Raw genomic sequence first — 12,959 nt, 5'->3', positions numbered from 1 at the left:
ACGCAACCGGAAGCTCGCCCCCAGCTCCCTCTCCGCTTTTCGAGAGCCAGGGGGGTTTCATACAGTCAAAGAAAATATCGAGGCATTGCGACATTTAGTAGGGGCGTGTTTATGCCCCTACTAAGTGAAAGAGGAGAGGGAATTTATTGTTGAAAGAATTTTAGAGCGCGATCGCTTAGCCTTATCTGACACGAAACCTCTCACCTCGTACCAGCAGGCGATTTTTGTATTTAAACTTCATATTTCTGGTTTGCGGAGTTTATCCAAATCAGGTTGAAGTATTTTAATAACAATCCTTTTAGTAGGAATCGTGACTAAGCAAAATTACGAATTTTCCTTACAGCGATTCCCGCTAAATCCGCAAAATCCACAATGCCATTTGTGGATGTATCGATAACAATCACAAGCAGTAATAATCTAAGGAAAAATTTAAATGTCTGAAAGAAGACCAAATCGTATAGTTCCTATTATTGTTGGCACTGCCGTTGTAGTAGCGGGAGGCATCGGTACTTATCTTTACTTGAAGGGTGCTTTTAGCGATGCGACCAGCCCTCTTGCAAGTGCCAAAGTGGTGCCGGATGAAGCATTAATGGCGGGTTTTGTCTCCACCGATCCGAAAAACTGGGCGCAATTGCAACAGTTTGGGACTCCGGAAGCCCAAAAATTGGTTGATAAAGGGCTGAAGGATTTCAACAAAGAGATGTTGACTGAATCCAACATCAATTATGAAAAAGATGTTAAGCCTTGGCTGGGTAGCGTGATGTTTGCTGTTCTGCCATCACCGACTGTAAAACCGGCACAAGCGACACCCCCAAAATCGTCACCGGAAGTCCGGATGTTGATGGTGGTTGGCGTCAAAGACAAAGTAAGTGCTTTAAGTTTTGCAAATAAGCTGAAAGCCAAGAAAGCTGGAACCAAACAAATAGATTACAAAGGCATCAAAATAGAGGAAACCACAGATAAAAGTGGCAAAACCTACACGGCTTTGTTAGACAGTCATTTAGTGATGTCCGATGAAAAAGAAGCAGTGCAACTCGCCATTGATACCTTTAAAGGACAACCTTCATTTGCTAGCAAAGCAGGTGCAGCCAGCCTTCTGACTAAGGGTGTAGACGTACAAAACTCCATCGCTCAATTCTATATCCCCGATTATGCGGGGACGGTGCAGCAAGCACTGGCAAATAATCCGAATACGCCCCCGCTTCCTCCAGAAACCCTAAAGCAGTTAAAGGCTGTGCAATCGGTGGTGATGGGTGTTGGGATTGATAATGCTGGTGTGAGGATGAAGGCGATCGCAAAGGTAGATCCCTCGGTGATGAAAGTTCAGTACAAGGCTTCTCCTGGCAAAGTCGCGTCTCAACTTCCGGCTGAGACAATTGCCCTCATCGCTGGAAATGGAATCAGCCAAACTTGGGCAACGGTTGTCGAACAATCCAAAGCCGATCCCCAAGCCCAGCAGGGGTTTGACATGGCAAGACAGCAACTCAGACTCGTCAATCTTGACCTAGATAAAGATATCTTCGGATGGATGGATGGAGAATTTGCTCTCGCGGCGATTCCATCGACCAAGGGAATCTTAGCACCCGTTGGATTTGGTGGAGCTTTGGTATTTCAAACCAGCGATCGCAAAACGGCTGAAGCCACTTTCAACAAATTGGATGCGATCGCTAAGGGAAATTCAATCGCCGTAGCGCCTAGAAAAATTCAGGGTAAAACCGTCACAGAATGGCAAATCCCGCAACAAGGCGCTTTCTTAGGGCATGGTTGGATAGATGAAAACACGATGTATGTGGCGATTGGTGGCCCCATCGCCGATGTCATGGCAAACAAGCCCAGCCAGCCTTTGGACAATAGCACATCTTTTAAAACGGTCACGGGGTCTTTGCAGAAGCCAAACGCAGGCTATTTTTACCTCGACATGGACAAAACCATGTCTTTGGTGAATCGCCAGCTACCTCCAGCCCAAAAGAGTTCCATCACGCCTGAAACCACTGCAATTCTGAATTCCATGCATGGTATTGGTTTGACCGTGACTCAACCAGACGCATCAACGGGTCAAGTTGAGGTGTTACTTGCACTCAAGCCTAAAACGGGCAAATAGGAAGTCGCGGGGAATGAGTAATTGGTAATATTCTTGAAGGGTGGGCATTGCCCACCCTTCAAGCTTTGGTGGGATAAAAGCTCATCCTACTGAGACATCTTTATTCAGGATTGGTAATTGGTTATAAGGTCATTTGTTACTTACTATTACCCATTACCTATTACCCATTACCCATTACTTATTACTTTATGACTGCCACAGTAAATACTGAACTCGGATTATCTTCACGCTTGGTAAACGGATTGCTAGCGATTAAGCCATTAGCCAATCTAGCCAAGCAGCAAGCGCGTTCTATGATGATCAAACGTGCCGAGAAGATTGGAGTGCCTTGGAGAAAGCAAGTACAGACGTTTTCACAATACGACTGGGAAAGTCATCTGGCTCAAGTACAAAACCCCCAACTGACCTACCCAGAATATTACCTGCGATCGTTCCATGCTTACGAAAGTGGTAACTTAAGCTGGGAAGCCGCTTGGGAAGTAGAAGTTGCGGCTTATGCCGTTCACGCCGGAATTTGGCCTGATGCGGGGGCGCAAGGAGATGCCCGACTGCGCCAGAGTTATCTTGATATTCTCAAAAACGAAATCGCTACTCAACCACAAGATATTTTAGATTTGGGGTGCAGTGTGGGAATGAGTACGTTTGCCCTCCAAGATGTTTATCCCCAAGCAAAGCTGACGGGTTTGGATCTGTCGCCCTATTTTCTAGCAGTTGCCCAGTACCAATCCCAACAGCGCCAAAAACCGATTTCCTGGGTTCATGCTGCTGCTGAAACTACAGGTTTGCCAGATGCCTCGTTCGATTTGGTTTCTATCTTTTTGATGTGCCACGAGTTGCCTCAGTCAGCAACTATGCAGATTTTCCGAGAAGTGCGGCGCGTACTGCGTCCCGGTGGCTGTTTGGCAATTATGGATATGAATCCTCAATCTGAGATTTATACCAAAATGCCGCCCTACATCTTGACATTGCTCAAGAGTACCGAGCCTTATTTAGATGAGTATTTTGCGTTAAATATTGAACAAGCGCTAGTAGATTCCGGTTTCACTACGCCGACAATCAGCCGCAATACTCATCGTCACCGCACGGTAATTGCCAAGGTGAAGCAGAATTAAAAATTCAACATTAACAAAGATTTTCTTTTTCGTTTCGCGCAAAGATGCAAAGTTTTTCTTAGCGTCTTTGCGCGACACTATCATCCGTCCAATGTGCAACGTCTGGAAATTCTTCAATTTTTAATTATTCTGCTTCTCCAATTAAAGTGAATGCCCCCCAGTCTTTAGGATTTGGATGTTGCTTCATGGTGCTTAGCATAGCGCTTCGCAGGGCGGCGGCTTTATCGGGCGTTTTTTGAAGATTTTGATAAAATTCTGTCATCAATGAGGCTGTAGGAGCGTCTGGCACTTGCCAGAGGGACACAATTACACTGGGTACACCCGCACTCATTAAGCTGCGAGATAAACCGATCACGCCATCGCCAGTGATTCTGCCTCTACCTGTGTCGCAAGCACTCAGGACTACTAATTCGGCATTGAATCTCAAGTCTAGAATTTCTTCAGCGGTGAGTAAGCCGTTATCGTTGCCAGATGGAGCCAACGCGATCGCACTTCCCAATCCTCGAATATCATCTAGTAAACCATGAGTCGCGAGATGAATGATTCGTGCTGTGGGTATTTGTTGCAGAATCGCTGCTTTCGTTGCCTCAGAGCCGGTGAAAGCTTTAGTCTTAAACAGAGGCGCGATCGCTAAAGCTTCTCGTTCTGCACCCGGTAAGCTCGGTAACTGAGTCGGCGGATCGCCAATTTTTTCAGGAACCCTCGGCATTGTGGGATTTCCAACTATCAGCACATCTTGATTTTTTACAGAAGTAGAACTTCGCGTTCCTACAAGCTGTTGTTGCTGATTCGTTAAATCCAGTACCTGAATTGAAGGTGCGGTGAGGATAGTATGTTGTTCAATTAAGTATTTGCCAGAAGCATCTTGCAATGCTGGGAAAGGAACTAGAAACAGTTCGCTTTGTGGAATAAAGATAACACGAGCATTTGGGTCTTTGGGGAGTAGGTCGGCAATAGGTTTAATAAGTAGTTCGTGAAGTTCCTTAAAGCCTTGTTTTGCTGGACTTCCAGGAACTTTAGCCTCTACACCTAAACCACGGCCTCTAACACCAATCGATTCGCGGCTGCTGACAACAAGCTCTTCCAAAGAACTCTTTTTTTGCTGTCGCAAAGACTTAAGGTTGACTTTACGAAAGGCAATTTCGCCAGTTGGTTTAACTACCCAAATATAAATTTCAGATGTTTGGGATTGCGATCTTTTTCCTATGGCATCTATGTCTTCGTAGACAATAGAATATTCAACCAAGGTAGCGTTCTGAAGCTTGGCAATCTCTTTGATTTTGTTGATATTCGGTGAGGTAAGCGTAGCTTGAACGGATGCTTCAGATAACCGCGAAGCTAATAGCTCAACAAAGGCTCTTGCTCTCCCCCGTTCAGCAATTTCCAATGCAGCTTCTATTTTATTTTGAGCAAGTAAAACTTGTTGCAAATTGCGATAAGTGCTGACTTGATCTTCAAAAAGTGATACTTTATTAGCATCATTTCTACCTAATCCGGTTCGGACAGATTCTAATACTTCGATTCCATTTTTTAAATATGTTTCGGCTTCCGATAGCTTACCCGCACGCATAAAAGTTAGCCCTAAATTGTTTAAGGCGATAGCTTCCCCTCGTTTATTTTTAATTTCACGAGAAATTGCGAGATCCTGCTGAAAGTAATTAATCGCTTTATCGTACTCGCCCATAGAATTATAAACGAGTCCCAAATTGCCTATCGCTTTTGCTTCCCCGCGTTTATTATTATTTTGTTTGGCTAAGGCTAAGCTTTGTTGATAATATCCACTGGCTTGCCGGTAGTCTCCCAGATTTTGATAGGAGAGAATTCCCCAAAAATTTAAGATATCTGCTTGCAAATCACGATCGTTGATTTCTTGGGCGATTTTCAAGCTTTCCTGATAAAATTCTTTTGCTTTATCTGTTGTGCCACTTTCTTGATAAATGTTTCCTAAGTTTAGGATTGTTTGGGCATATAATTTCCGTTTTTCTCGAACTTCTAAAGCACTTTGTTGATTACTGGGTTCATCGGTAATTGCTAAGCTCTGCTGATAATAGCGAATTGCTTGTGAAGAATCATTCAAATTTTTATATACAGTGCCTAAATTAGACAGAATACCTGCTTCTGATTGGCGAGCGTTAATTTTTCTGGCAATGGTTAAGCTTTGCTGATAATATTCAATCGCTTCCTGATATCTTGATAGATTGGCATAAATCCCGCCCAAATTATTCAAAATTTCTACTTCAATTGCAGATTCCCCCATTTCCCGCGCCATAACTAAACTTTGTTGATATTTATCAATAGATTGGGAGTATTCAGCGAGGGATTCATGAACATGACCCAGAAGTGCAAGAATTACCTGTTGGCTAGAGCGATCTTTCAGTTCTTGGGCAACGACTAAACCTTGTTGGAAAAACTTTCGAGCTTCAGGGTAGTTGTCCAGCAACTGATAGTAACTTCCAATAGAGGTGAGAGCAGCTCCTTCCGCCCTACGTTCTTTGAGTTGCTGAAAAATAGGGAGTGCTTGTTGCCAAGAATCGATCGCTTTCTGATAGTCTCCTATTTGTTGATAAGCAAGAGCCAGCATACCAAGAGCGGCTGCTTCACTTTTAGGATTTTTAATTCCCCGTGCAAGAGTTAAACTTTGTTGCAGATACTCGATTGCTTGGGGATGTTGTCCCAGCGCCGAGTACGTACTTCCCAATTGTCTTAGATTCTTCGCTTCTAAGGGACGATCTGCAATCTCTCGCGCGATCGCTAAACTTTGCTGTTGGAAATCAATTGATTGAGAGTACTGTTGCACCCAATAGTAAATACTTGCCAGGTTTGCTAGAGCGGTTCCCTCTCCCTGACGATCTTTGAGTTCTCGATAAATCGTCAATGCCTGTTGTATCGACTGTAAGGCTTTGTCAAGCTGACGGTTATCAATCTGCTGAATACCTTGCTCTAAAAGGCGTTCAGCTTCTACTTTGCGGGATTCTGAAGTTTGTGCCAACACCTGTGTTATGGAAGGCGCGTTCAAAGGCGCTGAAATGGTAGCTAGGAAAGCGATAAGCGCAAAGATTCCGAGTTGAGGGCGCATAGCTGAAGGAAGATGTTGATTGAGTGCAGTTTACAGTCTTAGCCCAGACTGATAGGGAGTGTCCAGTGGTGCAGGGGAAAGAAAACGCGATCGCTCTCGGTACACGTTCCCGTTAAGATTATCCAGTAACTTGTCCGATAATGGCTTGCGTCTTGAGTAATTGCGCGATCGCTATATGCTGCTGGTGAAACTCAAAGGTATCTCGCGATACTTGTGGCTAGGACTTACCGTTTAATTACTTAATCGCCATAAAAAAAGCCCGCTGAAGCGGACTTTATCGGTGCGTTCGGATAGATGTGTTCGGATAGATGCGTTCGGCGATGTTTAGCTCAGCATCTACAGAGGAAAGCTAATAGAGGAAAGTGATCTGAGTAGCGCGAGTGTAAGACGGCTACTCAATCAAGCCTTTTTGAATTTATTTTGGCGACGGCGCAAAATTTCTGCGATTGGGAGAATACCAAACGCCAGTAAGGTTGTGGGTTCGGGAACGTCTTTGCTGGGATCGCCAGCAATCCGGTTGCGAACTGCAACAGCGGTATCTGGGAAGTCGCTAAAGACGCCATCAATCCCTAATTTAAAGAATTGTTCGTACTCCAGCTCTGGGTTACCGTTGTAGTCTGGAGCGAGGAAGAAGTCTTCACTGCGGAAAGTGTAGGCATGAACCAGCAAACCCGCCGCATGGGCGTCACTAATTAGGGATGTGGGTTGTAACAATGGCTTGTCAGCATCGCTAATCACCCCATCTCCATTGAGATCGTCAGGTTGACCATCGCCATTTTTATCGACCGTCTCAGATGGAATAATCAGGCGTTTCCAAGGGCCAATTCCGCTTGCATATTGAGCGATCGCATTCAATCCTGAAGAAGTTATGAGATCGCCATAGGTGCGAGAATCACCACTGACAACAAAATCATACGGCTTGGCGGTACTTGCATCAAACAACTGAACCAGCGGCAAATTCGTCAGTGTTTTGAGAAATTTCAAGTTTGCAACTTCAAAGGATTGAATGAAAACCGCATCATCCGCATCGGTGTAACCGTTCTCGCTGAGGATTTTTACCAAAGGTTCCTCTAACGATAATCCGATGGAATCAAAGTAGGTGGGATGCTTCGTTTCCGGATAAATACCAATCGTGCGACCTTTTTCGGCACTCTTTTTCTTGGCTAGGTCGATAACTTCTTGCAAAGTCGGAATTTCATACAAACCATCAAATTTGACCGATCCGGGGCGCAATTCAGGGATACGCTCTTTCGCCCGGAGAGTCTTGATTTCAGCCAAGGTAAAATCTTCGGTAAACCAGCCGGTGACTGGTTTTCCATCAATTGTTTTGGTTGTCTTGCGGTTAGCAAATTCTGGGCGATTTGCAACGTCTGTCGTTCCAGAAATTTCATTTTCATGGCGAGCAATTAGAACGCCGTCTTTTGTCGAAACTAAGTCAGGTTCGATAAAATCAGCGCCCATCTCAATTGCCAGCTCATAGGCTGCTAACGTATGTTCGGGACGGTAGCCGCTAGCGCCCCGATGTCCAATCACAATTGGAGGGGCACCCGTCAAAGTTGCTGCTGCTGCTTCACCCACTGGATAAACTGCCAAAGCTGCTGTTGTTAATAAAGCTAGCTTAAAAACGCGCCACATATTGCTTTCCTCACCAATCGGCTCAAGCTTGGTTGATATGAAATTCATCAGTAAATGTACTTAAGTAAATGTACGGTGCCGAGATTAAGCTTGAGCATTAGGCTGGGTAAAGCTAAGTATAAATACCATTTAAAGATTGATTAAAAGAGCAGAGATATAGCATTTGCGCTTGGATAGAATCTGCGATCCCACCCTTTCTCGCTCTGCTTTTTCTCAAATTGACACCAATGGGCATAAACACGCCCCTCAAGCCAGCACTTTTTTGAGAGCGCAAGTAGACACAACGCTAAGTGAAGCTTGAAAATCATCGCGCCTGAAGTGACAAAGCATCTGGGTGTTCGCTACAAATTTGGATACCCCGCGCGTCGCCGTCCTTAGAAGAGAAGTCCACCCAGTCTGAAGGCGTTAACCTAAAGAAATAACCTCCTTAGCCCTGATTCTCGGCTATACTTCGGAGTCTTACAGGTCAATCTCACCATGAAGTTGCAGACTTATTTCGATTCAGAAAATAACGGTCACAAATCCTTTGAACTGCCCGGTGCCCGTCCCCACTACAACCCAGATCGACCCGGACAAGTCGAGCATATTTTCCTGGATTTAGCCCTGGATATTCCTAATCAAACCGTCGGAGGTACTTGCGCCATTACCTTACTGCCGGTGCGGAATGGGATTGACCGTTTAACCTTAGATGCCGTCAACCTAAATATTCAGTCAGTGCAGGTTGACGAAATACCGCAAAGCTTTGACTATGATGGCGAACAACTGCACATCCAGATGCAGACACCCACTCAGGTGGGAAAAACGATCGAGATAGCGATCGCCTACTCGGTGGAAAAACCCCAGCGCGGTATCTACTTTATTTCCCCCAACAAACACTATCCCGACAAACCCGTTCAAGTTTGGACACAGGGAGAAGATGAGGATTCCCGCTTCTGGTTCCCCTGCTTCGACTATCCCGGACAGTTAGCCACTTCAGAAATTCGGGTCAAAGTTCCCAAACTCCTGCTTGCCATCTCCAATGGATTGCTCATCAAAACCGAGGAAGATAACCACTACAAAACTTATCACTGGTTGCAAGAGCAAGTTCATCCCACCTACCTGATGACGCTCGCAGTGGGTGACTTTGCCGAAATTCAAGATGAATGGAACGACAAACCTGTCACCTACTATGTGGAGAAGGGCAGAGAAGAAGATGCCCGCCGTAGTATGGGCAAAACGCCGGAAATGATTGAATTTTTCAGTGAAAAATTTGGTTATCCCTACCCCTATCCCAAATACGCCCAAGTGTGCGTCGATGACTTCATCTTTGGTGGGATGGAGAACACCTCTACCACGCTGCTAACTGACCGCTGCTTGCTAGATAAACGGGCGTCTTTAGATAATCGCATCACTGAAAGCTTAGTGGCTCACGAACTCGCCCACCAGTGGTTCGGAGATTTAGTGGTCATCAAGCACTGGTCTCATGCTTGGATTAAAGAAGGGATGGCTTCTTACTCAGAAGTGCTATGGACGCAACAAGAGTACGGTTCGCAAGACGCAGCCTATTACCTGCTCAATGAAGCTCGTAGCTACCTTGTAGAAGACAGCAGCCGTTACCGTCGCCCGATTGTCACTCACGTCTATCGCGAGGCGATTGAACTGTACGACCGCCACCTCTATGAAAAAGGTGCTTGTGTCTATCACATGATGCGGGCGGAGTTGGGAGACGAGCTATTTTTTAAAGCAATCCACACCTTTGTTCAGGACAACGCCCATAAAACAGTCGAAACGGTTGATCTGCTACGGGCAATTGAAAAAGCGACGGGTCGCAACCTACTATTTTTATTTGACCAGTACGTTTATCGCGGCGGTCATCCAGATTTCAAAGTTGCTTATGCCTGGGATACTGATAGCAAGTTGGCTAAAGTTACCGTTACTCAAACTCAAGCCACCAGCGATACAAATGGCAGCCGTAGCGATTTATTTGACCTAAAAATTCCCATCGCTTTTGGCTATGTCTCAGGAAATTCCCCTAACGAGAATAATGTAGAGACGCGAGATTCCTCGTCTGAACAATCGTCCACCGTCAATTTCAAAACTTTCGCAGTCAGGGTTCACGAACGGGAACAAAGCTTTTACTTCCCCCTCGAAGAAAAACCCCATTTTATTAGCTTTGACATCGGGAATAATTTCTTAAAAACGGTGTCCTTAGAGTACCCAGTTCAAGAACTCAAAGCCCAACTGCAATCCGATCCCGATCCCGTTTCCCGCATCTACGCGGCTGAGGCGTTAGCGAAAAAAGGCGGATTGGAGGTCGTAAAAGCGCTTTCTTTTGCCCTGAAAAACGATTCTTTCTGGGGCGTCCGGGCGGAAGTTGCCAAACAGTTGGCAGAAGTTAAACTCGATCAAGCGTTTGAGGGTCTAGTTGCGGGTCTAAAAGATAAAGAAGCCTTAGTGCGTCGTGCAGTGGTGCAAGCATTGGGAACAATTAAAACCCACGACAGCTACAAAGCACTGAAACCATTCGTAGAAGACGGCGACGCTAGCTACTATGTGGAGTCCGCAGCGGTTAATGCGATTGGCGGAATTGGGGCGGCAAATCTGGATGAAAAGCCCAAAGAAGAGAAAGTGTTGAAGCTGCTGCAAACAGTACTCAAAGAAAAGGCGGGTTGGAATGAGGTTGTGAGAACTGGCGCGATCGCTGGTTTGTCTCAACTGAAAACTTCGCCCCAAGCACTGGATCTGATTCTGGAATACACTGCCCAAGGAGTTCCCCAAGCGTTGCGTCTAGCTGCCATTCGCGCCTTGGGAACCATTTCAACGGGTCAGAATAATGTCAACTTGGAACGAATTCTCGAACAACTTGCCGCACTCTCCAAAGAGACATTTTTCTTAACTCAAGTATCAGTCGCGATCGCACTAGGGCAAATGGAGACACCCAAAGCGATTGGGATTTTGCGAAGTCTTGCCGACCAAACTCCCGATGGGCGAGTCCGTCGGATTGCCGAAGAAGCGGTTGAGCGGGTGCAAAAAAATGTTGGATCGGATCAAGCACTCAAGCAACTGCGAGACGAACTCGACCTGATCAAGAAGCAAAACCAAGAACTCAAAAGCCGCTTGGAAAACCTAGAAGCTAAATCCAGCAGCTAGCTAACTCCGAAGCGATCTCGATCGCATCAACCCGACCTCTCCCCCAATCTCCCCTAACCGGGAAACTAGGATCTCCTTTCCTTGTCACAGTGGAGTTGGGGGAGAGAACCGATAAATATTGCCTCTCTACACTTTAGTTTGTTCCCTTTGAGGCTCCTCTGCGAGTTGCCGGTTCGATTGACCGCCGGGAATTAGCATTTCCAATCCACGGGCGATTAACGGTAGAAACCCGATAACCAACACTACGCCCAATACGTTGAATATCACCTGAGCATTGGCAATTTGGCGGGCAACATCAGCCCCCCCAGAAATCCACTGGGCAAGGCTTGCTAATTGAGCCGCAAATAAGATCCCCACGACTGCGGTTATCACATTGAAAATCACATGAAAGACACCCGTCCGCACAGCTTCGCGCGATCGCCCAATCGTCGCTACCAGCGTGTCAGCACAGGTGCCTACTTCCGCACCCAGCATCAAGGCGATGCCTGCGGGCAATGAGATCAAGCCAGAAGCTGCCAGCGTAATGACAATGGCTACTGTGGCGGAAGAGGATTGAATCAAGACGGTAAACAGCGCCCCAACTAAGGCACCCAGCAGCGGATTTTCCCCTAAGGTTTTCATCCAATCAATAAAGGGTTGGTAGTCCCGGAACGGTTTCATCGCCTCGTCAATCGTGTCTAGACCGAAGAAGAGCAAGCCTATCCCCAATAAAATTAGACCGATGTTCTTCCAGCGGTCTGTCTTGCCCAAAAAATGCAACAAGAAACCAAGGAACAAGGCTATCGGTGCATATTCGTTAATCTTAAAAGCGATCAGTTCAGCGCCGATGGTCGTTCCGATGTTGGAACCTAGAACCACGCCGAGAGACTGGACGAACGTCAACAACCCAGCACTCACCATCGCGATCGTCATGATGATCGTGACCGACGATGAATCTAATATGGTTGTTGCCACCGTGCCAGTTGCCACTGCGGCAAAGCGATTGCTGGTGAACTTGTCGATGAGATTTTTTGCGCGATCGCCGGCGATCGCTTCGAGTCCCTCAGCAAGCCGGGTTACACCATATAAAAACAGCACCAGACCCGCCAGCACACCCATGACAATTTTGAAAATATCGATCTTTCCTTTCGTTTCTCCTTCAGACGAGGCACTCTCAGCCTTGTCACTTTTTCCCTTTTCTTCGCCTTCAGGGGAAGCAGGATTCTGCTGTGCCGCATCCGTTCCAGCCGGAGGCTGAGCGTTGACACTGACTTCTAACGCCGGTGCGTTAAATAAGTGGAAATTATTTCCTGATAGGGAAGGACTAACAATCAAAGCTGTAACTACAAGGCTCAAACCCAACAACTTAAGTATTTTTTTCTTTGAATTTTTTGAAAACAACATGAATGACCCCGCAAAATAACGGCAATATAGGTTCTTAATCCCAGGTACGGGCGAAGTAAACGCTCATGGCAAAGCAAAGCCATAGCACTCGTCATGCTGACCTAAACCAAATTGATACTGATAAAACTCGCTATCGGACTGGCGCTGCGCTTTGACTACCTTGCCCAGCGTCTAGACTCAAAACAGCATTTTCGAGCTACTGGGTAGACACTAAAGATTTTCGATGTCTCTCCCCTACTGTGCTTACCTCCTCAGAGGGAGATTCACGGCTCTGATACACTATTTATTCGTAATTTAAAATATACTTAAGATTATTTTAATTTCTTCCTTAAGAATAATTAGTCACTGCTGGTTTTGCTGGTAGGAGACTTTAGCAGTTTTGTCATGGAACCTTGACAGAGAAAAAATAGCAAGTGAGGGAACTGTTTGCTCTCCTAAAGCAGATGGGCGATCCCCGCAAGTGTCTGTAGTTTTGTATACTATAGTTAATAAAACGTTAAAAACCTGGTAAAAATCAATGAGT

6 protein-coding genes are annotated in these 12,959 nt (G+C 45.9%); 3 read left to right on the top strand and 3 right to left on the bottom strand.

What is annotated here, in order from left to right:
• Nucleotides 1–433: 433 nt before the first annotated feature.
• The gene (locus NDI33_RS19345; protein WP_190675162.1) at nt 434–2,101 is read left to right on the top strand and encodes a DUF3352 domain-containing protein; all 1,668 of its coding nucleotides are present in this window, start codon (nt 434–436) and stop codon (nt 2,099–2,101) included.
• A gap of 188 nt (nt 2,102–2,289) precedes the next feature.
• Nucleotides 2,290–3,213: a class I SAM-dependent methyltransferase gene (locus NDI33_RS19340; protein WP_190675160.1), complete on the top strand. Its 924-nt coding sequence runs from the start codon at nt 2,290–2,292 to the stop codon at nt 3,211–3,213.
• 124 nt (nt 3,214–3,337) lie between these two features.
• On the opposite strand, the gene NDI33_RS19335 is transcribed toward NDI33_RS19340, so the two are convergent.
• Both NDI33_RS19335 and NDI33_RS19330 read right to left on the bottom strand, forming a co-directional pair.
• Complete coding sequence (locus tag NDI33_RS19335; RefSeq protein ID WP_242033098.1) at nt 3,338–6,229, bottom strand: tetratricopeptide repeat protein; 2,892 nt, start codon at nt 6,227–6,229, stop codon at nt 3,338–3,340.
• Nucleotides 6,230–6,688: 459 nt separating this feature from the next.
• On the bottom strand, nt 6,689–7,924 hold the full coding sequence (locus tag NDI33_RS19330) for a glycerophosphodiester phosphodiesterase (protein ID WP_190675187.1): 1,236 nt from the start codon (nt 7,922–7,924) through the stop codon (nt 6,689–6,691).
• Between the two features lie 477 nt (nt 7,925–8,401).
• Here NDI33_RS19330 and NDI33_RS19325 point away from each other — a divergent pair, with 477 nt between their 5' ends.
• Nucleotides 8,402–11,053 (top strand): M1 family metallopeptidase, encoded by a 2,652-nt coding sequence (locus tag NDI33_RS19325; protein WP_190675156.1) that lies wholly within the window; start codon nt 8,402–8,404, stop codon nt 11,051–11,053.
• 126 nt (nt 11,054–11,179) lie between these two features.
• On the opposite strand, the gene NDI33_RS19320 is transcribed toward NDI33_RS19325, so the two are convergent.
• Complete coding sequence (locus NDI33_RS19320) at nt 11,180–12,436, bottom strand: Na/Pi symporter (protein ID WP_190675154.1); 1,257 nt, start codon at nt 12,434–12,436, stop codon at nt 11,180–11,182.
• Between the last annotated feature and the right edge of the window lie 523 nt (nt 12,437–12,959).

The organism is Trichocoleus sp. DQ-A1, from assembly GCF_039961955.1.
Taxonomy (GTDB): Bacteria; Cyanobacteriota; Cyanobacteriia; order Cyanobacteriales; family FACHB-T130; genus FACHB-T130.
The sequence above is the reverse complement of the archived record's forward strand: the minus strand, read 5'-3'. Positions and strand labels throughout refer to the sequence as shown.

Excerpts from the sequence above, each read along its gene's own strand:
- NDI33_RS19345 (WP_190675162.1), top strand. The coding sequence starts at position 434 with ATGTCTGAAAGAAGACCAAATCGTATAGTTCCTATTATTGTTGGCACT.
- NDI33_RS19330 (WP_190675187.1), bottom strand. The coding sequence starts at position 7,924 with ATGTGGCGCGTTTTTAAGCTAGCTTTATTAACAACAGCAGCTTTGGCA.
- NDI33_RS19340 (WP_190675160.1), top strand. The coding sequence starts at position 2,290 with ATGACTGCCACAGTAAATACTGAACTCGGATTATCTTCACGCTTGGTA.
- NDI33_RS19325 (WP_190675156.1), top strand. The coding sequence starts at position 8,402 with ATGAAGTTGCAGACTTATTTCGATTCAGAAAATAACGGTCACAAATCC.
- NDI33_RS19320 (WP_190675154.1), bottom strand. The coding sequence starts at position 12,436 with ATGTTGTTTTCAAAAAATTCAAAGAAAAAAATACTTAAGTTGTTGGGT.